Genomic DNA, 22,549 nt, shown 5'->3' with positions numbered 1-22,549 from the left:
GCTGTGTCAAGGGGCTGTCAAGATAAAGGAAAGAGGGGCATGAAAGGTGAAGCGCCCGCTGCACGCATCACTGCCCGTGGGCAGGGTTGGTGCAGCGCAGGCGATTTGCAGGTCAGCCGCCAGTGGCTTCGCGCACGATAAGCCAGCGGCCGTTGCTCTCGACCAGATCCAGCGTCTTGCGGCTGGAGACGTTCAGCGAGTCAGCGCTGTAGGCTTGGCGGAAGCGCGCGGTGGCCTTGTTGCCGTTCACCGAAACGTTCAGGTCGGACACCTGCACGGTGATCTTGGATTTGCCCACGATCCGGGCCTCACGTTCTTTCTCCCACGCGGCGCGGGTCATGCGGCCTGGTGGGTCAAAGTCTTTGCCGTATGCGGCCAGGTAGGCCTTCATGTCTTTGGCTGCCCAAGCGGCAGCCCAGGCTTGCACGGCTGCGGTGACTTCCTTGGCATCCTTCGCGGCCTCTTGCTTGGCTGCGTCTGGCGCGGCGGGTGCCGGGGCTGGTGTGGCAGCCGGTGCAGCCGCTGTGGCGGCAGGGGCGGTTGTTGGGGCAGGGGCCGCAGCAGGTGCTGGGGCCGCAGCAGGTGCAGGGGCCGCAGCAGGTGCAGGGGCCGGTGCCGGCCGCTGGGTAGCCACCACGGCCGGGGCAGGCGCTGCCGCTGCAGGCTTGGCACCCTTGGCAATGTCGGCCGAGAACAATTCGCGGATCAGGGCCAGCTTGGGCTTGACCGATGTGGCGTTGGCCGCATCCAGCTGCAGTGCCTTGTTGTAGGCCTGGCTGGCCAGCTTGGCGTAAATGTCGCCCAGGTTTTCGTGCGCGGTGGCGTAGCTGGGGTTGGTGCGGATGGCCATTTCCAGCGCGGTGCGGGCCTTGTCCAGCTGGTTCTGGTTGGCATACAGCACAGCCAGGTTGTTGTAGGGCTCGGGCAGCTCTGGGTAATCTTCCGTCAACTTGGTGAACGTGGCCACGGCGTCTGCCGGCTTGCCCGAGTCGGCCTGGGCCACACCCTTGAGAAAGCGCAATTGCGGATCGCGGGGCGTGGCAGACAATCGCTGGTCCGCCTTGGTCAGGGCTTCGGCCGCTTTGCCAGCCTTGAGCAGCTGCGTGATTTCGGCATAGTCGTTGGCCTGCGCCTGGGCAGCACCGGTACCGACAAGGGCCGTCAGTGCCAACAGGCGCAGTAGTCGGGGAAGGGTGCGGCGGACTTGCTTCATGGGGGTTCTGGAGGGGTTGAACGGCGTGAAACCCGGGCCGGGCTTATACTGCGGCGGATTGTAGCTGAGGGGGTTGTCATGACGGAGCACTGTTGCCGCTGGTGATTTCATCGGTCGCCCACTTGAGGCGCCGTCCCCCGCGAGGGACCGATTCCTCGCGCTACAGGGCGATCCGCATCGCCCATCCACACCCCCGATCCCGACCCTGACATCCCATGAGCTTGCGCATCTACAACACGCTGTCGCGTGCATTGGAAGACTTTTCTCCGCTCGAACCTGGCCACGTCCGCATGTACGTCTGCGGCATGACCATTTATGACCTGTGCCACATTGGCCACGCCCGCATGATGATGGCGTTTGATGTAGTGCAGCGCTGGCTCAAGGCCAGCGGCATGCGCGTGACCTATGTGCGCAACATCACCGACATTGACGACAAGATCATCAAACGTGCGCTGGAGCGTGGCATCACCATCCGCCAGCTCACCGACGAAATGATCGCTGCCATGCACCAGGACATTGGCGCGCTCGGCATCGAGCCGCCCTCGGTGGAACCCCGCGCCACGGAATACGTGCCGCAGATGCTTTCGCTGATTGGCCAACTCGAAGGCAAAGGGCTGGCCTATCGCGCCAGCAATGGCGATGTGAATTACTCCGTGCGCAAGTTTGCGGGTTACGGCAAGTTGTCGGGCAAGTCGCTCGACGAACTGCGCGCGGGCGAGCGCGTGGCCGTGCAAGACGGCAAGGAAGACCCGCTCGACTTCGTGCTGTGGAAGTCTGCCAAGGCCGATGAGCCGGACGACGCCAAGTGGGCGAGTGAGTTCGGCACGGGCCGCCCCGGCTGGCACATCGAGTGCTCTGCCATGAGCTGCGCCACGCTGGGCGAGACGTTTGACATCCACGGCGGTGGTGCGGACCTGCAATTTCCCCACCACGAAAACGAAATTGCCCAGAGCGAAGGTGCTACGGGCAAGCCGCTGGCCAAGTTCTGGGTGCACAACGGGTTTGTGCGCGTGGACAACGAGAAGATGTCCAAGAGCCTGGGCAACTTCTTCACCATCCGCGATGTGCTCCAGCAATACGACGCCGAGACGGTGCGGTTTTTCATCGTGCGCGCCCATTACCGCAGCGCACTCAATTACAGCGATGCCCACCTGGACGACGCGCGCCAGGCCCTCAAGCGCTTGTACACCGCGCTGAGCCTGGTGGAACCCGCCGCCGTGGCTGTGGACTGGAGCAACCCCTACGCTGCCCGCTTCAAGGCCGCCATGGACGAAGACTTTGGGACGCCCGAAGCCGTGGCAGTGCTGTTTGACTTGGCCAGCGAAGTCAACAAGACCCGGTCTGCCGAACTGGCTGGTCTGCTCAAGGCCCTGGCCCAATGCCTGGGCTTGCTGCAGGGCGATCCCAAGGCGTTTTTACAGGCGGGTGCTGGACTCGACGAAGCCGCTATTCAGGCGCAAATTGCCGCTCGCGCTGCTGCCAAGGCCGCGAAGGACTTTGCTGAGGCCGACCGCATCCGTCAGGCCTTACTGGCCCAGGGCATCGTGCTCAAGGACTCTGCAGCGGGTACGACCTGGGAAGCTGCACAGTGATTCTTTTTATGAAAAAAACCGCCATCAAGGCAGACTGGATGAGCGGTGGCAGCTACTAAAAATATAGCATCTGCGGATGCAGCTCAGCCATCGCCTGATCTGGCGACGCCGGCCTACTGGGCCGAGGCCTGCAAACACCTGGTCAAGAAAGACCGGGTGATGAAGCGCCTGATTCCTCAGTTTGGGGATGCAGCGCTGCAAACCCGGCGCGATGCATTCACCACGCTGGCGCGCAGCATCGTGGGCCAGCAGTCGTCGGTCAAAGCCGCACAAGCCGTGTGGGAACGCTTTGCCGCGTTGTCGCGAACCCTGAGCCCGGCCCATGTGCTCAAGCTCAAGGTGGACGATATGCGCGCCGCAGGCTTGTCGGCCCGCAAGATCGACTATCTGGTGGATTTGGCCCTGCACTTTGACAACGGCAAGCTGCACGTCAAGGATTGGGAGTCCATGGACGACGAGGCCATCATTGCCGAGCTGGTGGACATCCGCGGCATTGGCCGCTGGACGGCCGAAATGTTCTTGATCTTCTATCTGCAGCGCCCCAATGTGCTGCCGCTGGATGACCCTGGACTGATCACCGGTATCAGCCAGAACTATTTTTCGGGCGAGCAGGTCAGCCGCAGCGATGCGCGTGAAGTGGCCGAGGCCTGGAAGCCTTGGTGCAGTGTGGCGACTTGGTATATTTGGCGGTCGCTGGACCCCGCACCCACTGCCGATTGACGGCGGACAACCGACCCTTGTTTGACATCGGTTACATTGCGTGCCGTTCGCGGCTGCCCCGCAGTGCGCGACCTAAGGAGAAAAACGTTGGCGAAAAAAACCTTTCTGGATTTCGAACAGCCGATTGCTGAGCTCGAATCCAAAATCGAAGAACTGCGCTACGTGCAGACTGAAAGCGCTGTCGATATTTCTGAAGAAATCGATCAGCTCAGCAAGAAGAGCCAGCAGCTCACCAAAGACATCTACAGCGAGCTGAGCCCCTGGCAGATCACCAAGATTGCCCGCCACCCCGAGCGTCCCTACACGCTCGACTACGTGCGCGACATCTTCACTGACTTTGTGGAACTGCACGGTGACCGCCACTATGCCGATGACCTCTCCATCGTAGGTGGCTTGGCCCGCTTCAATGGACACGCCTGCATGGTGATGGGCCACCAAAAGGGCCGCGACACCAAAGAACGCGCCATGCGCAACTTTGGCATGAGCAAGCCCGAGGGCTACCGCAAGGCGCTGCGTCTGATGAAGACGGCCGAGAAGTTCAAGCTGCCCGTGTTCACCTTTGTGGATACGCCCGGCGCTTACCCCGGCATCGACGCCGAAGAGCGTGGTCAGTCTGAAGCCATCGGCCGCAACATCTTCGAGATGGCGCAACTTGAAGTGCCCATCATCACCACCATCATCGGCGAAGGCGGCTCGGGCGGCGCGCTGGCTATCAGCGTGGCTGATCAAGTCGTCATGCTGCAATACGCCATCTATTCCGTGATCAGCCCTGAAGGCTGCGCCTCCATCCTCTGGAAGACGAGCGACAAGGCTCAGGAAGCGGCCGACGCTTTGGGCATCACCGCCCACCGCCTCAAGGCCCTAGGCCTGGTGGACAAGATCGTGAGCGAGCCCGTGGGCGGCGCCCACCGCGACCACAAGCAAATGGCGGCTTTCCTCAAGCGCGCTTTGGGCGATGCCTTCCGCCAATTGGCCGACCTCAAGACCAAAGACCTGCTGGATCGTCGTTATGAGCGTCTGCAAAGCTATGGCCGCTTCAGTGACACCAAGGCAGACAGCCGCTGAACGCCTGACTGTGGCCGCGAGTTTCGCGCTACGTAGCACCGCTGCAAAGGCCCCGGATGGGGCTTTTGCATTTGTGCCGATGGCTGGGCTTCTCTCTCGCCTTCGGTGGTTTGTTCAATGGTGCCAGTGCGGGGCAGGGCATGCGGAGGTCTGGGCATGACCATCTCCGTGGATGCCGCTATGGCGGCGTTTTCGCCCAAGCTACCTTTGGCGGTGGGGCTCAGTGGGGGCGCAGACTCCACGGCGCTGTTGTTCGCTGCGTCACGAAAGTACCCGGGACAAGTCAGCGCCATCCATGTGAACCATGGCCTGCAAGCGGCGGCAGTGTCTTTCGAGCGGCATTGCGTGCAGCTGTGCAACGCTCTCGGTGTTCCCTTGTTCGTACAGCGTGTGGACGGCCGCCACGCCAGCGGCCAGAGCCCGGAAGATGCTGCACGCCAGGCGCGCTATCAGGCATTTGATGCTGCACTGGCCTCTGAGCCTGCGCTAGCTGCTATCAAGACTGTAGCGCTGGCGCAGCATGCAGACGATCAGGTGGAAACCATGCTCCTTGCCTTGTCGCGCGGCTCAGGGGTCGCCGGCATCGCAGCCATGCCCGCCCACTGGCAACGGCAAGGGCGCGTTTGGTGCAGGCCACTGCTCCAGGTATCCAGTCATGACGTGCGCGACTGGTTACGCCAAGGTGGGCATGCATGGATAGAAGACCCCAGCAACACAGACCAGCGTTTCACCCGCAATCGCATTCGCGCCCAGCTATTGCCAGCGCTTCAGGCAGTTTTCCCCTCGTATCGGGAAACGTTTGGGCGAACCGCGGCCAACGCAGCCCAGGCAGACGAGTTGCTGCAAGAGATCGCAGAGCAAGACCTCGCTGCCACGGGCTTGCCTCCCACGATACAGCGCCTACAGACGCTGACCCGCTCAAGGCAGGCCAACGTCTTGCGCTACTGGCTGCGGATCCATCACCAAACCACCCCATCCGCCGCCCAGCTGGCGGAGCTGCTGGATCAGATAGCTGCGTGCACGACCCGAGGACACCGTTTGCGGCTGAAAGTGGGGCGTGGCTTTGCGCTGAGGCAAGGGGCTGTACTTGAATGGAGTGCGGCCTGAAACCTCTCCGGCAAGCCTCCAGGTTTTCCTAGAAAGCCTCAAAAATGAGGCATAATAGCGGGATTGGAAACGTGACCGAGTGGCCGAAGGTGCTCCCCTGCTAAGGGAGTATGGGGTGTAGAGCCTCATCGAGGGTTCGAATCCCTCCGTTTCCGCCAAGATAAGCCCTGAGCAACAAAGTTGTTCAGGGCTTTTTCGTTTGGATCCCCATCTGCGCATTGAGGCGGTATCGACAGCATCCCGTCATCCCAGTACTTGGGATATTGAAGCCAGGACGTATGCCATCTTGTGGACCGCCGACCCCAACCTACGGTGAATTTGAGGCGTAAGGGCCGTGATATGAGCAACGGTGTTCCCTCGCCCGCGACCAAGCACCAGGGCGATCTGTACAAGGCCACCAAAATGCGCGCCGGACCCTGTGTGGGCTTGTTTGAAGACGTTCATAGCGTGTTCTTGCAGATCTTGCCGTCTTTCATGACCAATTTCAGATTTCTCTCAGGGGCCTCACGCGCTATCGCCCCGCCCGTGGCAAACCAGGGTGGTACTTTTGGGAGTGCGCGGCTCATAATCAGCCATCACGTTTCTGGGGGACACACGATGACGCCACCTACCGCCTCTGACCGAAGTGCTTTCGGTAAAGCCAACCCCCACGCTCTGGCCACCATTTTGGAGGCGAGCGAAACCCGCCGGATCATTTCCGCCACCGACATCTACGACATTTCCGGCGTAAAGCTTTGGGCTGGCAACCAGCCTGTGTCCACCTCGCTGCAACGCAAGCTGCTGGACCGTGAGTTGCGTCAGCCGCTGGAAACCAGTTTGGTGGCGGAAGATGGCGTCAGCGCCGCGAGCCTGGCGCTTGCGTTCGAAGAATTGCTGGGCGGCGGCTCCGCGCTGCTCCCTTTGCTGCAACCCCATGCCCAGCGTTTGGCCAGCTTGATCAAAGGGCTGACTCTGCACCCTGTAGCCCAGCTTTTGCTCACCGCCGCGCAGACCGCGCGGCCTGAACACTACGCTCATGCTGTGGCCGCAATGGCTCTGAACGGGGCTCTGATGGCTGCAGGAGGTGGAGACGACGCCGCGGTGCGCCTGGCGTTGCTCTGCGGTCTGTTGCACGATGTGGGCGAGATGTACATCGGCCCGGAGCACGGCGAAGCCGAGGCCGACCGGGATCTGGACTTTGCCAGTTACCAGCAGCTGGTGGTGCATCCGCATGTGGGGTCGCTGCTCTTGGCGCAGTTGACCAACTATCCCGCCGACGTGGCCAGGGCTGTGGCAGAGCATCACGAGCGGCTGGACCAGTCGGGCTACCCCAATGCGTTGGCTGGGGGGCAGATGTCCACGCAGGGCCGTCTGTTGGCGGTGACGGAGGCCACCCTCCACGCGCTGCGCAGCCCCTACAGCCACCTGCTGCACGCCAGTGTGGCGTTGCGTGCGGTTCCCGGAGAATTCGATTTGGTCTGGGTCGGAAAAATCACCCAGGCGGCCAGCGCACAGCCACCCCAATCGGCAGTGATGGAGCCTGAAGACATTCAGCAGCGACTGGCTGCCTTGAGTGAGGTGCTGGCGTCAGCAGAAAGCCGGGTGAGTGCTTTGGCAGCGCAGGCCCAGTTGCCTGCGTTGCAGCAGGCGCTGGAGCTTGCAGAATTTTTGTTGGGACGACTGCGCACCGGCTGGAACGAGAGCGGTTTGTGGAACCCATCGGCCCTGCTCAGCGCAGATGCGGCGGAGGTGGAGGCACTGGAAGACGAGCTCTACTTTCGCTTGCGAGGCGTGCAGCGCGCCGCTTTGCTGCGTGCGGGCACGCTTCCAGCACCGCAGGCGCAGCAGTTGCAAGACCTGTGCGACTCGCTGGCCATGGGGGGCTAGCTACCACGCAGCGCAGACCAGCGAAATCACCGAGCTGCGCTGGCTGGTGCAACAAGTGATGGATGAGCTGGCCTTGCGCCATGGGGCTGCGCCGCAGGTGCACCTGAAGTGTTGTCGCCAAAAGGGTGGGGCGGACGAGGGACAAAGCCTGCCGCTGCTCACGCTGGATCGTTCGCGCACCAGGCTACTGCGCAACTTGCTGGACAACGCTTCGCGCCAGAGCGACCCTGCTGGCCAACCCTTGCAGCTGCGCTGCACATCGCCAATGCTGGCCGGGGCCTGCTGGTCGAGGCGGTGTTGCCTGGCACCGCTTTCTGACGGGCGCAGCGGGCGGTGTGCCGCAGTGATGCGTAGGCGGCCCATTTTCTGCAGGCCCAGGTTGCACTTATATGGTGCAAGTTGATATCTACGTTTGTTAGAGATTTACGTAAAAAGTGCCGCTAACGCACGCTGAATAAGCGCTGCAAGCTATCAAATAAATAGCATTGCTGATTCGTGGTCTGGGGGCATGGCCCTCTGTTTGGGCTGGCCTCGTTCTTGCTGTTCTGTTCGCTCCCACTTGGCCGTGGTTCGTTGGTGATTACCCTGTATAGACAGGTGTTTCCGCAATGTCATCATGGCGCGGTGTTGCTGGGGTGTCCTGGCCACGCGTGGGCGACGACGAATTCTTTTTTCGAACAGGAGCAGATGATGACTGGATCGGTTGTAAAGATGGCAACGCTGGCTGCGGCCGCTGCTTGTGTCCTGGCTGTGGCCACGCCCGCGCAGGCGCAAAACACCAAGATCGTGTTGGGCATGTCCGGCTGGACAGGTTTCGCACCGCTCACGCTGGCCGACAAGGCGGGCATCTTCAAGAAGAACGGCCTGGATGTGGAGATCAAGATGATCCCGCAGAAGGACCGCCACCTGGCCCTTGCCTCCAAGTCCATCCAGTGCGCTGCCACCACCGTGGAGACCCATGTGGCCTGGAATGCCAATGGCGTGCCCATCGTGCAGATCTTCCAGATGGACAAGTCCTACGGCGCCGACGGCATCGCGGTGCGCGGCAACATCAACAGCTTTGCAGACCTCAATGGCAAGACCATCGGCGTGGATGCGCCCGGCACCGCCCCTTATTTCGGCCTGGCCTGGATGCTGAGCAAGAACGGCATGAGCCTCAAGGATGTGAAGACCACCACGCTGTCGCCCCAGGCGGCCGCGCAGGCCTTTGTGGCTGGGCAGAACGACGCTGCCATGACGTACGAGCCGTATCTCTCCACCGTGCGCGACAACCCTGCGTCGGGCAAGATTTTGGCCACCACTCTCGACTACCCCATGGTGATGGACACCGTGGGTTGCGACCCCACCTGGCTCAAGGCCAACGGCAAGGCCGCGCAGGCACTCGCCAATTCGTATTTCCAGGCGTTGGACATGATCAAGGCCGACCCGACCAAGTCCAACGAGATCATGGGCGCCGCCGTCAAGCAGACGGGCGAGCAGTTCGCCAAGTCGTCGTCCTTCCTGCGCTGGCAGGACAAGGCTGCCAACCAGAAGTTCTTTGCGGGCGAGCTGACCAGTTTCATGAAGGACGCCACGGCCATCCTGCTGGAGGCCGGCATCATCCGCAAGGCGCCTGAAGACCTGAACGTCACCTTTGACGCCAGCTTCATCAAGTAAATAGACGGAAGAAGAGAGCTCCATGTCCGCCGTGCAACCCCTTTTCGTTTCTGAGCCAAAGGCCACCGTGCGTCGGCGCTCGCTCGCCCCGCTGGAGCCTGTGAGCAGCCGATCCCGCTGGATGCTGGGGCTGGCCTTTTTCGCCCTGTTCGTGGCGGTGTGGGCGTTCTTCACCTTGGGCGGCTTCGTGTCGCCCACCTTCCTGGCTAGCCCCGTCACCATGGTGAAGGAAGGCTGGCTGCTGTTCACCGAGTACGGCTTCGTCAAAGACATCGGCATGACCATCTGGCGTGTGGTCGGTGGCTTCATCCTGGCAGCGGTCATTGCCGTACCGCTGGGCATTGCGATGGGCGCGTACAAGGGGGTCGAGGCGTTCTTCGAGCCCTTCATTTCGTTCTGCCGCTACCTGCCGGCCTCGGCCTTCATTCCACTCCTGATCCTGTGGGCGGGCATTGGCGAGGCGCAGAAAATCCTCGTCATCTTCATCGGCTCGGTCTTCCAGATCACGCTGATGGTGGCCGTCACCGTGGGCGGTGCGCGGCGCGACTTGGTGGAAGCTGCATACACATTGGGTGCGGGCCACAAGGGCATCGTCACACGGGTGCTGATCCCCGGCGCAGCGCCCGAGATCGCCGAGACCCTGCGCCTGGTGCTGGGCTGGGCCTGGACCTATGTGATCGTGGCCGAGCTGATCGGCTCGTCCAGCGGCATCGGCCACATGATCACCGACAGCCAGTCGCTGCTCAACACCGGCCAGATCATCTTCGGCATCATCATCATCGGCCTCATCGGGCTGGTGTCCGACTTCGCCTTCAAGGCGCTCAACCACCGTCTGTTTGCCTGGAGTTTTGTACGATGAGCAGCGTATCCATTCAAGCCGTCTCGCGCATCTTTGAAGGGCACAAGGGCCAGCGCACGCAGGCCCTGCTGCCCGTCGATTTTGAAGTGCGTGACAACGACTTTGTCACCATCCTTGGCCCCTCGGGCTGCGGCAAGTCCACGCTGCTGCGCATCGTCGCGGGCCTGGACCACGCCACCAGCGGCCGGGTGCTGCTGGACGGCGTGCCAGTGGAAGGCCCGGGCGCAGACCGGGGCATGGTGTTCCAGAGCTACACGCTGTTCCCCTGGCTCACCATCGAGCAGAACATTCGCTTTGGCCTGCGCGAGCGGGGTATGCCCGAGGCGCAGCAAAAAGAGCGCGCCGCGTACTTCATCGCCAAGGTAGGCCTGCGCGGCTTCGAGCAGCACTTTCCCAAGCAGCTGTCGGGTGGCATGCAGCAGCGCACCGCCATCGCGCGCGCCCTGGCCAACGACCCCAAGATTTTGCTGATGGACGAGCCCTTTGGCGCGCTGGACAACCAGACCCGCGTGCTCATGCAAGAGCTGCTGCTGGGCATCTGGGAGGCCGAGCGCAAGACGGTGCTGTTCGTGACCCACGACATCGACGAAGCCATCTTCATGGCCAACCGCGTGGCCGTGTTCAGCGCCCGGCCCGGCCGCATCAAGACCGAGCTGGCGGTGGACTTGCCGCACCCGCGCCACTACACGATCAAGACCAGCCCCGAGTTCATGGACCTCAAAGCGCGCCTCACCGAAGAGATCCGCGCCGAATCCATGGCGGCGGACCTGCACTGATCTGAACCTGAACCCACCCGGCATCCACCCATGAGCGCACGTCCATCCCGCCGCACCACCGCCGCTGCACCGCGCAGCGCCACGCCTGCCAAGGCCGTGGCCGTGGCCGTGGCCTCTGCGGCTGCGCCCGCGCAGGCCATGGCGCTGTACGAGCAGGTCAAGGACCACATTGCGCGCAAGATCCAGGAAGGCATCTGGCGCGCGGGCGACCGCCTGCCGTCCGAGAGCGAACTGGTCACCCAGTTCGGCATCTCGCGCATGACGGTGAACCGCGCACTGCGCGAGCTGGTGGAGCAGGGGCGCATCGTGCGCGTGGCCGGTGTGGGCAGCTTCGTGGCCGAAGACAAGCCCCAATCCACGCTGCTGCAGATTGCCAACCTGGCGAGCGAGATCCGCCAGCGCGGGCACGACTATCGCTGCGATGTGCTGACGGTGGAGCGCACCTCTGCCACGCTGGAGGTGGCCGCCGCTCTGGACCTGCGCACGGGCGAGTCGGTGTTCCACTCGCTGTGCATCCACCGCGAAGACGGCCTGCCCGTGCAACTGGAAGACCGCCACGTCAACCCACGCCAGGTGCCCCAGTTCGCCGCGCAGGACTTCACGCAACTGCAGCCCTCCGAATACCTGGTGCGCAACGTGCCCTTCGACCAGATCGAGCATGTGGTCGATGCCGTCATGCCCACCGCCGAGCAGGCCGCGCTGCTGGAGATGTCTCCGCAGGAGCCCTGCCTGTTGCTCACCCGCCGTACCTGGTCGCGCGGCGTGCCGATCACCGTGGTGCGCTGCCTGCACCCCGCCACCCGCTACCGCCTGGGCAGCCGTTTCCGCGCCGACGGCAACCCCGTCGCTGGTTAAAAGTTTTTGCCAAAAGCACAGAATTTTTTTGCTTGTACCTACTTGTATATACAGGACCAACGCCATGACACACAACGCATCGCCCATCACCCTGCACCCCGGCCGCGTCACGCTGGCCGAGCTGCGCCGCATCCACGCCGGCCCCGTGCAGCTGGTGCTGGATGCTTCGGCCCGCGCGGGTTTGCAAAAGTCCCTGGCCACGGTGCAGCGCATCGTTGATGAAGACCAGGTGGTCTATGGCATCAACACCGGCTTTGGCAAGCTGGCCAGCACCAAGATTGCGCACGACCGCCTGGCTGAACTGCAGCGCAACCTGGTGCTGTCGCACAGCGTGGGCACGGGCGACCCGCTGCCTGATGACGTGGTGCGCCTCATCCTCGCGACCAAGTCCGTGAGCCTGGCGCGCGGCCACTCGGGCGTGCGGCCCGAGCTGGTGGATGCGCTGCTGGCCCTGGCCAACGCCAACGTGCTGCCGGTGATCCCGGCCAAGGGCTCGGTGGGGGCATCCGGCGACTTGGCGCCGCTGGCGCACATGGCCTGCGTGCTGATTGGGGAAGGTCAGGCCAAGGTAGATGGCAAGGTGGTGCCCGGTGCCGAGGCCATGCGTTCCATCGGCATGCAACCGTTTGTGCTGGGCCCCAAGGAAGGGCTGGCGCTGCTCAACGGCACGCAGGTGTCCACCTCGCTGGCGCTGGCCGGGTTGTTCGGCGCCGAGAGCGTGTTTGCTGCCGCGCTGGTCGCAGGCTGCCTGTCGCTCGAAGCCATCAAGGGCTCGGTCAAGCCGTTTGACGCGCGCATCCATGAGGCACGCGGCCAGGCCGGGCAGATCGCAGTGGCCGCCGCTGTGCGCGCGCTGCTGGACGGCAGCGCCATCGACCCCTCGCACCCCAACTGTGGCCGCGTGCAAGACCCTTATTCGATCCGCTGCGTGCCGCAGGTGATGGGTGCGTGCCTGGATAACCTGCACCACGCGGCGCGCGTGTTGACCATCGAGGCCAATGCCGCGTCGGACAACCCTCTGGTGTTCGACAACGGCGATGTGATTTCCGGCGGCAACTTCCACGCCGAGCCCGTGGCCTTTGTGGCCGACATCATCGCGCTGGCCGTGGCCGAGATCGGTGCCATTTCCGAGCGCCGCCTGTCGCTGCTGCTGGACCCAGGCCTCTCGGGCTTGCCCGCGTTCCTGATCCGCGACAGCGGCGTCAACTCTGGCTTCATGATCGCCCAGGTCACCGCCGCCGCATTGGCGACCGAGAACCAGTGCCTCGCCAACCCCAGCAGCGTGACCAGCCTGCCCACATCGGCCAACCAGGAGGACCATGTCTCCATGGCCACTTACGGTGCACGCCGCCTGGGCGACATGGTGCGCAATGCGGCGGTGATGGTCGGCATCGAAGCCATGGCCGCCGCACAAGGCATGGAGTTCGACCGCTCGCTCAAGAGTTCACCCCTCATCGAAGCGCAATTCGCCGCCATCCGCGAGCGCGTGGCCTACCTGGAGCAGGACCGTTACCTCGCTCCCGACATCGAAGCCATGCGCGCCTGGGCCCAGCAGTCCACATGGCCCGCAGCGCTCACGCAATGCCTGCCCAGCTTCGCCTGATTTTTTCCACGCACACCCACTGATTCACAGGAGCCCACCATGAATGCCAACGACGCCATCATCGCCGCCGCCTCCAACACTGACCCCCGCCACGACGCCAGCCGCGTGATCCGCGCGCCGCGCGGCAGCCAGCTGACCTGCAAGAGCTGGCTCACCGAAGCGGCCTACCGCATGATCCAGAACAATCTCGACCCCGAGGTGGCCGAGCGCCCGCAAGACCTGGTGGTGTACGGCGGCATCGGCCGCGCCGCGCGCAATTGGGAATGCTTTGACCAGATCCTCGCCTCGCTCAAGGACTTGAACGACGACGAAACCCTGCTCATCCAGTCCGGTAAGCCCGTGGGCGTGTTTAAGACCCACGCCAACGCGCCTCGCGTGCTGCTGGCCAACTCCAACCTGGTGCCCAAATGGGCCAACTGGGAGCACTTCAGCGAGCTGGACCAGAAGGGCCTGTTCATGTACGGCCAGATGACGGCGGGCAGCTGGATCTACATCGGCACGCAGGGCATCGTCCAGGGCACGTACGAAACCTTTGCCGAGGCAGGCCGCAAGCACTTTGGCGGATCGCTCGAAGGGCGCTGGATCTTGACCGCAGGCCTGGGCGGAATGGGCGGCGCGCAGCCGCTGGCCGCTACCTTTGCGGGCGCGGTGTCGCTCAACATTGAGTGCCAGCAAAGCAGCATCGACTTCCGCCTGCGCACGCGCTACGTGGACAAGCAGGCGCGTGACATTGACCACGCGTTGGAGCTGATCCAGCAGCACACGGCGGCCAAAGAGGCCGTATCGATTGCACTGCTGGGCAATGCTGCCGAAATCCTGCCCGAGCTGGTGCGCCGCGCCAAGGCCGGTGGCTTGAAGCCCGACCTGGTCACCGACCAGACCTCGGCCCACGACCTCGTCAACGGCTACCTGCCCGCAGGCTGGACGGTGGCCCAGTGGCGCGCCGCGCAGCAGGACGTGACGCAGCACGAGGTGCTGAAGAAAGCTGCCGCCCAATCGTGCGCCGTGCATGTGCAGGCCATGCTTGACTTCCAATCGATGGGTATCCCCACGGTGGACTACGGCAACAACATCCGCCAGGTGGCGTTTGACGAAGGCGTGAAGGACGCATTCGACTTCCCCGGCTTTGTGCCTGCCTACATCCGCCCCCTGTTCTGCGAAGGCAAGGGCCCATTCCGCTGGGTGGCCCTGTCGGGTGACCCGGAAGACATCCGCAAGACCGACGCCAAGATCAAGGAGCTGTTCCCCGAGAACAAACACGTGCACCGCTGGCTCGACATGGCGGGCGAGCGCATCGCCTTCCAGGGCCTGCCCGCACGCATCTGCTGGCTGGGCCTGGGCGAGCGCCACATCGCGGGTCTGGCCTTCAACGAGATGGTGAAGAACGGCGAGCTGAAGGCCCCCATCGTGATCGGTCGCGACCACCTGGACACCGGCAGCGTGGCCAGCCCCAACCGCGAGACCGAAGGCATGAAGGACGGCACGGACGCTGTGAGCGACTGGCCGCTGCTCAACGCGCTACTCAACACCTCGGGCGGTGCCACCTGGGTGAGCCTGCACCACGGCGGCGGGGTGGGCATGGGCTACTCGCAGCACTCGGGCATGGTCATCGTGGCCGATGGCACTGATGCGGCCGCTGCACGGCTGGCCAATGTGCTGGTCAACGACTGCGGCAGCGGCGTGATGCGCCATGCCGATGCTGGCTACCAACTGGCGGTGGAGACGGCCAAGAACCAGGGCCTGAAGCTGCCCATGGTGAAGTGAAGGGGTGAGGGAGGGAATGACAGGAATGTGAAAAAAGGGAACTGCATTCCCATTCGTTGGGAATGTTTGGTTTGAATGCCGCTGCAATCCTTTGATACTGAGTCCATGCTCACCCGTGGACCAACCTCCGTTGCCGCCGCCGACCGTGTTCTGCACGTGCTGGCGGTGCTGGCGCAACATGGGCAGCCCATGTCGGCGGCCGAGTTGATGGAAGCCACGGGCCTGGCGCGCAGCACCCTGTACCGCCAGTTGGCGCGGCTCAAGCAGTGGGGCTTTGTGCTGGAGAGTAGCGGGCACTACGCGCCCGGGCCGCTGAGCCTGCAACTCGCCCTGGGCTTTGACATGGCATCGCACCTGGTGCACCACGCGCGGCCGGACATGCAGGCCCTGGCCCGGCAGTCCCACGAGAGCGTGGGGCTGGTGGTGGCGGTGAACGACAGCGTGGTGTGCCTGGACATTGTGGACAGCACGCAGGCCCTGCGCTGCTCGTTTGAAAAAGGGCGCAGCGTGCCGCTGCGCGCGGGTGCCTCCGCCAAGTGTCTGCTTGCCCATGTGGCACCGGCTACGCGCAATGCCATTCTGGACCTGCACTACGGCGCAGACACTGCTGAGCGCCAGGCGGCGCTGTCCGAGCTGGAGGGCATTGCAAAGGCGGGTTACGCCGTCAGCTCTGGCGAAGTGGATGCCGGTGTCTGGGGTGTCAGCGTGCCCGTGTTCGGATCTCCCCGGCAGGCTGCAGGGGCCATCACCCTGATGGCCCCGATCTTGCGGGCCCAAGGGCAGGAGGCCGCGCTCACCGGCATGGCCGTCGTCGCCGCAGCGCGCATCTCCCGCCAGCTCACTTCTCCCTGATTTCCCTCACCCCTCCCCAGGAGCTTTTCCCATGAACCTTCGTCGCAACCTTCTTCTGGCCAGTCTGGCCGCCGCAGCTGCCTTGTTCACCGCGGGTGCACAAGCCCAGGACAACGTCCTGCGTGTGGGCACTGATGCCACGTTCCCGCCCATGGAGTTTGTCGAGAACGGCAAACGCACAGGCTTTGACATCGAGCTGGTGGAAGCGATTGCCAAGACCATGGGCAAGCAGGTCGAATGGGTGGACATCGATTTCAAGGGGCTGATCCCCGGTCTCATCTCCAAGCGTTTTGACATGGCCGTGTCGGCCATCTACATCACCGATGAGCGCAAGAAGGTGGTGGACTTCACCGACTCCTACTACGCCGGCGGCTTAGTGGTGATGGTGAAAGCCGACAACAAAACCATCAACAAGCTGGCTGACTTGGACGGCAAGAAGGTTAGCGTGCAGGTGGGCACGAAATCCGTGAGCTACCTGACTGAAAAATTCCCCAAGGTGCAACGCGTCGAGGTCGAAAAAAACCAGGAGATGTTCAACTTGGTGGACATTGGTCGCGCCGATGCCGCCGTGACCGGCAAGCCCGCCGCTTTCCAGTACGTGCGCACCCGCCCGGGCCTGCGCGTGCTGGACGAGCAGCTCACCACCGAGGAATACGGCATGGCCCTGCGCAAGGACACGCCCGAGCTGACGAAGGCGGTCAACGGCGCCATTGCCAAGCTCAAGGCGGATGGCACCTACGCGGCCATCGTCAAGAAGTGGTTCAGCAACAGCGCTGCCAAGTAAGCCAACCACGGTTGCCGAACTGAGCCATGGAACTCGATTTTTCTCCTGTCTGGGCCGGGGTGCCGCAGTTGCTGGCGGGTGCGCTGGTCACTGTGGAAATCACGGCCGCCTCGCTGCTGCTGGGCTGTGTCATGGGGCTGCTGGTGGGCATTGGCCGCCTCAACCCCAAGCGCCGGGTGGTCTATGCCCTGTGCACCGCCTACGTCGCTGCCATCCGTGGCACGCCGCTGCTGGTGCAGCTGTTCATCCTGTTCTTTGGTTTGCCACAGTTCGGCATTTTGTTGCCCGCTTTTGTGTGCGGGGTGATCGGCCTGGGCATCTACTCGGGCGCTTATGTGTCCGAGGTGGTGCGCGGCGCCATCCAGTCCATCGACAAGGGGCAGATGGAAGCTGCGCGCTCCATCGGCATGTCGTCGGGCCTGGCCATGCGCACCGTAGTGCTGCCGCAGGCGGTGGTGCGCATGATTCCGCCGCTGGGCAATGAGTTCATCGCGCTGATCAAGAACTCGGCGCTGGTGTCACTGCTCACCATCCATGACCTGATGCACGAAGGCCAGAAGATCATCAGCGTGTCGTACCGTTCGCTGGAGGTGTATCTGGCGATTGCGGTGGTGTATTTCATCCTGACGGGGGCCACCACGCTGGTGCTGCGCCGCATCGAACTGCGTCTGCGCGCTGGAGGGATGGTGCAATGAAGAAAGACGCTGTGATGAACGGAACGGGCCAGGCAGCCGAGCCCATCGTGCGCATTCGCGGGCTGCGCAAGTCTTTTGGCAGCCATGTGGTGCTGAGCGGCATTGACTTTGACGTGCTGCCCTCGCAGGTGGTGGTGGTGATTGGGCCCAGTGGTTCTGGCAAGAGCACGTTCTTGCGCTGCTGCAACGGCCTGGAACAGCCCGAGGGGGGCACTGTGGAGATCTGCGGCCGCACGCTGGTGCAGGACGGCCGCATGCTGCCCGACCATGACCTCAACGCGCTGCGCGAAGAGGTGGGCATGGTGTTCCAGTCGTTCAACCTGTTCCCGCACCTGTCGGTGCTCGACAACGTGACGCTGGGCCCGCGCAAGCTGCGCGGCCTCTCGCGCAAGGAGGCCGAGGAGCGCGCACAGGCCCTGCTGACCAAGGTGGGCCTGGCGCACAAGGCTTTGGCCATGCCTGCCAGCCTGTCGGGCGGGCAAAAGCAGCGCGTGGCCATTGCCCGTGCGCTGGCCATGGAGCCGCGCGTGATGCTGTTCGACGAGCCCACGTCGGCGCTGGACCCGGAGCTGGTGGGCGAGGTGCTGCAAGTCATGAAGCTGCTGGCCAGCGAAGGCATGACCATGATGGTGGTCACGCACGAAATGGACTTTGCACGCGAGGTGGGCGACGTGGTGGTGGTGATGGACGGCGGCGGCATCATCGAGGCCGGTGAACCTGCCACCATCTTCACCAACCCGACGCAGGAGCGCACGCGCTCTTTCCTGCAAGCTGTGCTCACGCGCGCCTGAGGCCTGAGGCTGGGAGCGGCGTGGTGCACCATGGTCAATAACAATCAAGGAGACAACCCCGATGCCCCAGCCTTCATCTGCTTTGGACACACCCTTGCCAGCACGCTTTCAGCAGCGCTTGCAGGAGCGCCTGACCGCAGACGACATTGCCCGCTTTGACCGCGATGGCGCGCTGTGCATCAAGCAGCTGCTCACGCCCGATGAAGTGGCCTTGCTGCGCGACGGCATCGACGCCAACCTGGCCGCGCCCAGCCCGCGCGCCAAAGTGGCCAGCAGGCCGGATGACCCAGGCCGCTTCTTCGAGGACTTCTGCAACTGGCAGGACATCCCGCAGTTTGGCCGCTTTGTGCGCGAGACACCGCTGGCGCTGGTTGCGCAGCGCCTGATGCAGTCGCGCACCGTGCGGCTGTACCACGACCATGTGCTGGTGAAGGAGCCGGGAACCCGCCAGCGCACGCCCTGGCACCAGGACCAGCCGTACTACAACATCGACGGCATGCAGAACATCAGCATGTGGATACCGGTCGATCCGGTGTCCCGCGCTGCGACGCTGGAGTTTGTGGCCGGTTCGCACAAGGGCCCATGGCTCATGCCGCGCACCTTCATGGACAACCAGGCGAAGTGGTTCCCCGAAGGCAGCCTGCAGGACCTGCCCGACGTTGAGGCCGACCGTGCTGCATACCCCATCGTGGGTTGGGAGATCGAGCCCGGCGACGTGGTGTGCTTTCACATGCTCACGCTGCATGCGGCGGGTGGAGTAGAGGGCACTAACCGCCGCCGTGTGTTCTCGGTGCGCTTCCTGGGTGACGACACGCGCCATGCGCCCCGGCCATGGAAGACATCACCCGAGTTTCCTGGCCTGGCGGATGAGCTACCTGCCGGGGCAGAGATGAACCATCCTCTGTTCCCGTTGCTGGTCGCGGACGCAGATCAGTCCACGGCCCATGGATGAGGGGCATGACAACGATGGCGATGCATTTTTTTGATCTGGCGTCCACCCCCAGCATGCCCTGGAAAAACGGCGGCGGCAGCACGCAGGAGCTGGCCTGCTGGCCCCCGGGCGCCGACATGAACAGCTTTGAGTGGCGCGTGAGTCTGGCCACGGTGGACCGGCCCGGGCCGTTCTCGGTATTCCCGGCCATCGACCGGCAGATCATGCTGCTGGGGGACGGCGGCCTGCACCTGCGCAGCCCTGGCTGGGAGCACCGGCTGGAGCAGCGCTGGCAACCGTTTGCGTTCTCGGGCGATGACGCGGTGGATGGCGCGATGCTGGGCGGCACCTCCAAGGACTTCAACCTCATGTTGCGGCGGGGCCTGTGGCATGGGCCTCTGCAGGTGGTGAGCGATGCGCAGTCGCCCGGCGACACGCCCGCAGGCCTGTGCCTGGTGCTGCAGGGCGATTGGCAGTGGGTGGTGCCGGGCGCCGGGCCGCGTGCGCTGGCGGCAGGACAGGGCTTTTGGTGGGCGGGCGAGGGCGGTGCAACGCCGGGCCAACTGGAGCCGCTGCATGCAGGGGCCGAAGCCGATGCGCCCGCACTGGTCTGGATCGCCTTGCAGCGCGGTGCAGCTCCCAAAATTTGAATAAAAATGGCCGCCACCGTCCGATGGATAAGCGTTGGTAGCTATTATTTGTATAGCATTTAACACGGAGCCCACGGGTGGGCAGGCAGATGCAACACATGGACAACCACAGCCACCCGAACGGGGCGGCCGTCAGCCAGAACGCCGATGGCGTGTGGCACAACCTGAAACCCGCGCCCGGCCTGTGGGCGGCCGACGTGGCAGTGCCTGAGGGCCAATCGGCCTGCGTGGTGGTGCAGCAAGGCCAGATGGCCTGGGTGGGGCCCGAGGCGCAGTTGCCCGCAGCTTACCAGGCATTGCCGCGCCACGATGCGCGGGGCGCGCTCGCTACCCCCGGGCTGGTGGATTGCCACACGCATTTGGTCTACGGCGGCCAGCGTGCTAACGAATTCGCCATGCGCCTGGCCGGTGCCACGTACGAAGAAGTGGCCAAGGCGGGCGGGGGCATTGTGTCGTCGGTCAAGGCCACGCGTGCGGCGTCGGAAGACGAACTTTTTGCCCAGGCCGCCCCGCGCCTGCAAGCCCTGCTGGCCGAGGGCGTGTGCGCCATCGAGATCAAATCCGGCTACGGCCTGGCGCTGGCGCACGAACGCAAGCAACTGCGCGTGGCGCGCCGCCTGGGCGAGGTGTTTGGGGTGACGGTGCGCACCACCTTTTTGGGCGCGCACGCCTTGCCGCCCGAATACGCAGGGCGCAGCCAGGATTACATCGACCTCGTCTGCAACGACATGCTGCCCGCGCTCGCCGCCGAAGGCCTGGTGGATGCGGTGGATGTGTTCTGCGAGCGCATCGCCTTCACGCTGGCCGAGACCGAGCAGGTCTTCCGGTCTGCGCAAAAGCTCGGCATCCCCGTCAAGCTGCATGCCGAGCAGCTGTCGGACATGGGCGGCGCGGCGCTGGCGGCCCGCTACGGCGCGCTGTCGTGCGACCACATCGAGCATTTGTCGGAGAGTGGCATTGCCGCCATGCAAGCCGCAGGCACCGTGGCCGTGCTGCTGCCGGGCGCCTACTACGCGCTGCGCGACACGCATTTGCCGCCCATCCAGGCGCTGCGCGATGCGGGCGTGCCCATGGCGGTATCGACCGACCACAACCCCGGCACTTCGCCCGCCCTCAGCCTGCTGCTCATGGCCAACATGGCCTGCACGCTGTTCCGCCTGACGGTGCCCGAGGCCTTGGCAGGCATCACCACCCACGCAGCGCGTGCGCTGGGGCTGCAAGATTCGCATGGCCTGATCGCATCCGGCAGACCCGCCAACTTTGTGCTGTGGCCACTGGCCGATGCGGCCGAGCTGGCCTACTGGTTTGGCCACAAGCCCGCCTGCACCATCGTGCGGCAAGGGCGTATTCACGGAGTCCAGCCATGAACCAGCTCTTTGCAGCCGATGCGCTGCTGCCCACGGGCTGGGCGCGCAATGTGCTGATCGCATGGGATGGGGCAGGGCGCATCGCTCAGGTCACCCCCGGCGCCACAGCCCCTGCGGGCGTGCCCACTGCCGCAGGCCCGGTGATCCCCGGCATGCCCAACCTGCATTCGCACGCCTTCCAGCGCGCCTTTGCGGGGCTGACGGAATACCGGGGCCAGGCGGAGGACAGCTTCTGGAGCTGGCGCAACCTCATGTACCGCTTTGCGGCGCGCATCACGCCCGAATCGCTGGAGGCCATTGCGACCTGGCTGTATGTGGAGATGCTGGAGGCGGGCTACACCAGCGTGTGCGAGTTCCACTACGTGCACCACGACCAGGGCGGCACACCCTATGCCGATGACGCCACGCTGTCGCTGGCACTGCTGCGTGCAGCGCAGCGTGCGGGCATCGGCATCACGCTGCTGCCGGTGCTGTACCAGACGAGCGGCTTTGGCGCCAAGCCACCGCGCGCGGACCAAGCACGCTTCATTCGCAGCACGGACAACATGCTCTCCTTATTGGAGCGCCTTGCGCCCACCGCACAAGCGCAAAAGGCTGTTTTGGGTCTGGCTCCGCACTCATTGCGCGCGGTGCCGCCCGACAGCCTGGCGGCTGCCGTGCAGGGCCTCACGGCACTCAATGCGCAGGCGCCCATCCACATCCATATTGCCGAGCAGACGCAGGAGGTGGATGACTGCGTGGCCTGGAGCGGCCAGCGCCCGGTGCAGTGGCTGCTGGAGCACGCCCCCGTGGACGAGCGCTGGTGCCTGGTGCATGCCACGCATATGACCCCGCAGGAGTACCAGGACGCAGCGCGCTCAGGCGCCGTGGCGGGCATCTGCCCCACCACCGAGGCCAACCTGGGTGACGGTATCTTCGCCATGCCGCTGTGGCTGCAGCACGGTGGGCGCTGGGGCGTGGGCTCGGACAGCCATGCCTGCGTGAATGCGGCCGAGGAATTGCTGGTGCTCGAATACGGCCAGCGCCTGTCGCTGCGCCAGCGCAATGTGCTGGCCACCGCTGCGCAGCCCGAGGTGGCCACTGCCATGACCTTGCAGGCCGTGCAGGGCGGGGCGCAGGCTGCGGGCCGGGCTATTGGCGGCCTGGCCGTGGGCCAGCAGGCCGATCTGGTGGCGCTGGATGCGCAGCATGTGGCGCTGTGCGATTTGCCCGCACCCAGCATGTTGTCGGCCCATGTATTCGGCAGCCACCGCACCTCGGCCATCGACAGCGTGTGGGTGGCGGGCCAGCAGCGCATTACGGGCGGCCGGCACACGCTGCACGATGCGGCGGCCCATGCGTTTGTAGCAGCGCGCTCGGCCACCATTGCGCCCGATTGAAGCGTCCGATTGAGATTGAATTCA

At 64.2% G+C, this 22,549-nt stretch carries 20 protein-coding genes and 1 tRNA gene; 20 read left to right on the top strand and 1 reads right to left on the bottom strand.

Features of this window, described 5'->3' with window-relative positions; all coding sequences use genetic code 11:
• Window positions 1-112 precede the first annotated feature (112 nt).
• On the bottom strand, window positions 113-1,213 hold the full coding sequence (locus tag BDD18_RS16810; RefSeq protein ID WP_142084562.1) for a L,D-transpeptidase Cds6 family protein: 1,101 nt from the start codon (window positions 1,211-1,213) through the stop codon (window positions 113-115).
• A gap of 215 nt (window positions 1,214-1,428) precedes the next feature.
• Here BDD18_RS16810 and cysS point away from each other — a divergent pair, with 215 nt between their 5' ends.
• From cysS to BDD18_RS16710, 20 genes are all read left to right on the top strand, one after another.
• Window positions 1,429-2,805, top strand: a complete 1,377-nt coding sequence (gene cysS / locus BDD18_RS16805) for a cysteine--tRNA ligase (protein WP_066690118.1) — start codon at window positions 1,429-1,431, stop codon at window positions 2,803-2,805.
• Window positions 2,806-2,850: 45 nt separating this feature from the next.
• The gene (locus tag BDD18_RS16800) at window positions 2,851-3,525 is read left to right on the top strand and encodes a DNA-3-methyladenine glycosylase family protein (protein WP_142084560.1); all 675 of its coding nucleotides are present in this window, start codon (window positions 2,851-2,853) and stop codon (window positions 3,523-3,525) included.
• Window positions 3,526-3,612: 87 nt separating this feature from the next.
• Window positions 3,613-4,590, top strand: a complete 978-nt coding sequence (locus tag BDD18_RS16795; protein WP_066690120.1) for an acetyl-CoA carboxylase carboxyltransferase subunit alpha — start codon at window positions 3,613-3,615, stop codon at window positions 4,588-4,590.
• 156 nt (window positions 4,591-4,746) lie between these two features.
• Window positions 4,747-5,697 (top strand): tRNA lysidine(34) synthetase TilS, encoded by a 951-nt coding sequence (gene tilS, locus BDD18_RS16790; protein WP_142084558.1) that lies wholly within the window; start codon window positions 4,747-4,749, stop codon window positions 5,695-5,697.
• Between the two features lie 65 nt (window positions 5,698-5,762).
• Window positions 5,763-5,855, top strand: a tRNA-Ser gene (locus BDD18_RS16785).
• Window positions 5,856-6,294: 439 nt separating this feature from the next.
• Window positions 6,295-7,563: an HD-GYP domain-containing protein gene (locus tag BDD18_RS16780; RefSeq protein ID WP_170207418.1), complete on the top strand. Its 1,269-nt coding sequence runs from the start codon at window positions 6,295-6,297 to the stop codon at window positions 7,561-7,563.
• A 690-nt stretch (window positions 7,564-8,253) separates the two neighbouring features.
• Entirely contained in the window at window positions 8,254-9,219 is a 966-nt protein-coding gene (locus BDD18_RS16775; protein WP_142084554.1) for an ABC transporter substrate-binding protein, read from the top strand.
• A 22-nt stretch (window positions 9,220-9,241) separates the two neighbouring features.
• Window positions 9,242-10,078 (top strand): ABC transporter permease, encoded by an 837-nt coding sequence (locus BDD18_RS16770; RefSeq protein WP_142084552.1) that lies wholly within the window; start codon window positions 9,242-9,244, stop codon window positions 10,076-10,078.
• Window positions 10,075-10,854 (top strand): ABC transporter ATP-binding protein, encoded by a 780-nt coding sequence (locus tag BDD18_RS16765; RefSeq protein ID WP_094290960.1) that lies wholly within the window; start codon window positions 10,075-10,077, stop codon window positions 10,852-10,854. Before BDD18_RS16770 ends, BDD18_RS16765 begins: the two co-directional genes overlap by 4 nt.
• A 30-nt stretch (window positions 10,855-10,884) precedes the next feature.
• Window positions 10,885-11,709 carry a histidine utilization repressor gene (gene hutC / locus BDD18_RS16760; protein WP_142084551.1) on the top strand — a complete coding sequence of 275 codons (825 nt, stop codon included), beginning with the start codon at window positions 10,885-10,887 and terminating at the stop codon, window positions 11,707-11,709.
• Between the two features lie 64 nt (window positions 11,710-11,773).
• Window positions 11,774-13,312 (top strand): histidine ammonia-lyase, encoded by a 1,539-nt coding sequence (gene hutH / locus BDD18_RS16755; RefSeq protein WP_142084549.1) that lies wholly within the window; start codon window positions 11,774-11,776, stop codon window positions 13,310-13,312.
• Window positions 13,313-13,351: 39 nt separating this feature from the next.
• Entirely contained in the window at window positions 13,352-15,076 is a 1,725-nt protein-coding gene (gene hutU, locus BDD18_RS16750; protein ID WP_142084547.1) for a urocanate hydratase, read from the top strand.
• A gap of 105 nt (window positions 15,077-15,181) precedes the next feature.
• On the top strand, window positions 15,182-15,928 hold the full coding sequence (locus tag BDD18_RS16745) for an IclR family transcriptional regulator (RefSeq protein WP_142084545.1): 747 nt from the start codon (window positions 15,182-15,184) through the stop codon (window positions 15,926-15,928).
• A gap of 31 nt (window positions 15,929-15,959) precedes the next feature.
• Window positions 15,960-16,712 (top strand): glutamine ABC transporter substrate-binding protein, encoded by a 753-nt coding sequence (locus BDD18_RS16740; RefSeq protein WP_142084543.1) that lies wholly within the window; start codon window positions 15,960-15,962, stop codon window positions 16,710-16,712.
• A 26-nt stretch (window positions 16,713-16,738) separates the two neighbouring features.
• Window positions 16,739-17,407, top strand: coding sequence for an amino acid ABC transporter permease (locus tag BDD18_RS16735; protein WP_063460535.1), 669 nt, complete (start codon window positions 16,739-16,741; stop codon window positions 17,405-17,407).
• Window positions 17,404-18,198, top strand: a complete 795-nt coding sequence (locus tag BDD18_RS16730) for an amino acid ABC transporter ATP-binding protein (RefSeq protein ID WP_276490971.1) — start codon at window positions 17,404-17,406, stop codon at window positions 18,196-18,198. The genes BDD18_RS16735 and BDD18_RS16730 overlap by 4 nt, the downstream gene beginning before the upstream one ends.
• Before the next feature lie 61 nt (window positions 18,199-18,259).
• Entirely contained in the window at window positions 18,260-19,150 is an 891-nt protein-coding gene (locus tag BDD18_RS16725; protein ID WP_142084541.1) for a phytanoyl-CoA dioxygenase family protein, read from the top strand.
• 14 nt (window positions 19,151-19,164) lie between these two features.
• Entirely contained in the window at window positions 19,165-19,779 is a 615-nt protein-coding gene (locus tag BDD18_RS16720; RefSeq protein ID WP_211360818.1) for a HutD/Ves family protein, read from the top strand.
• A gap of 98 nt (window positions 19,780-19,877) precedes the next feature.
• Complete coding sequence (hutI, locus tag BDD18_RS16715) at window positions 19,878-21,146, top strand: imidazolonepropionase (RefSeq protein ID WP_244939124.1); 1,269 nt, start codon at window positions 19,878-19,880, stop codon at window positions 21,144-21,146.
• Window positions 21,143-22,525 (top strand): formimidoylglutamate deiminase, encoded by a 1,383-nt coding sequence (locus tag BDD18_RS16710; RefSeq protein WP_142084537.1) that lies wholly within the window; start codon window positions 21,143-21,145, stop codon window positions 22,523-22,525. Before hutI ends, BDD18_RS16710 begins: the two co-directional genes overlap by 4 nt.
• Window positions 22,526-22,549: the final 24 nt, after the last annotated feature.

Origin of the sequence: Acidovorax temperans (assembly GCF_006716905.1) — a bacterium.
GTDB lineage: Bacteria > Pseudomonadota > Gammaproteobacteria > Burkholderiales > Burkholderiaceae_C > Acidovorax > Acidovorax temperans.
Note: the sequence above shows the minus strand (reverse complement) of the source record. Positions and strands in the feature narration are given on the sequence as shown.

Excerpts from the sequence above, each read along its gene's own strand:
- BDD18_RS16810 (WP_142084562.1), bottom strand. The coding sequence starts at position 1,213 with ATGAAGCAAGTCCGCCGCACCCTTCCCCGACTACTGCGCCTGTTGGCA.
- cysS (WP_066690118.1), top strand. The coding sequence starts at position 1,429 with ATGAGCTTGCGCATCTACAACACGCTGTCGCGTGCATTGGAAGACTTT.
- tilS (WP_142084558.1), top strand. The coding sequence starts at position 4,747 with ATGACCATCTCCGTGGATGCCGCTATGGCGGCGTTTTCGCCCAAGCTA.
- BDD18_RS16780 (WP_170207418.1), top strand. The coding sequence starts at position 6,295 with ATGACGCCACCTACCGCCTCTGACCGAAGTGCTTTCGGTAAAGCCAAC.
- BDD18_RS16775 (WP_142084554.1), top strand. The coding sequence starts at position 8,254 with ATGACTGGATCGGTTGTAAAGATGGCAACGCTGGCTGCGGCCGCTGCT.
- BDD18_RS16770 (WP_142084552.1), top strand. The coding sequence starts at position 9,242 with ATGTCCGCCGTGCAACCCCTTTTCGTTTCTGAGCCAAAGGCCACCGTG.
- BDD18_RS16765 (WP_094290960.1), top strand. The coding sequence starts at position 10,075 with ATGAGCAGCGTATCCATTCAAGCCGTCTCGCGCATCTTTGAAGGGCAC.
- hutC (WP_142084551.1), top strand. The coding sequence starts at position 10,885 with ATGAGCGCACGTCCATCCCGCCGCACCACCGCCGCTGCACCGCGCAGC.
- hutH (WP_142084549.1), top strand. The coding sequence starts at position 11,774 with ATGACACACAACGCATCGCCCATCACCCTGCACCCCGGCCGCGTCACG.
- hutU (WP_142084547.1), top strand. The coding sequence starts at position 13,352 with ATGAATGCCAACGACGCCATCATCGCCGCCGCCTCCAACACTGACCCC.
- BDD18_RS16745 (WP_142084545.1), top strand. The coding sequence starts at position 15,182 with ATGCTCACCCGTGGACCAACCTCCGTTGCCGCCGCCGACCGTGTTCTG.
- BDD18_RS16740 (WP_142084543.1), top strand. The coding sequence starts at position 15,960 with ATGAACCTTCGTCGCAACCTTCTTCTGGCCAGTCTGGCCGCCGCAGCT.
- BDD18_RS16735 (WP_063460535.1), top strand. The coding sequence starts at position 16,739 with ATGGAACTCGATTTTTCTCCTGTCTGGGCCGGGGTGCCGCAGTTGCTG.
- BDD18_RS16730 (WP_276490971.1), top strand. The coding sequence starts at position 17,404 with ATGAAGAAAGACGCTGTGATGAACGGAACGGGCCAGGCAGCCGAGCCC.
- BDD18_RS16725 (WP_142084541.1), top strand. The coding sequence starts at position 18,260 with ATGCCCCAGCCTTCATCTGCTTTGGACACACCCTTGCCAGCACGCTTT.
- BDD18_RS16720 (WP_211360818.1), top strand. The coding sequence starts at position 19,165 with ATGGCGATGCATTTTTTTGATCTGGCGTCCACCCCCAGCATGCCCTGG.
- hutI (WP_244939124.1), top strand. The coding sequence starts at position 19,878 with ATGGACAACCACAGCCACCCGAACGGGGCGGCCGTCAGCCAGAACGCC.
- BDD18_RS16710 (WP_142084537.1), top strand. The coding sequence starts at position 21,143 with ATGAACCAGCTCTTTGCAGCCGATGCGCTGCTGCCCACGGGCTGGGCG.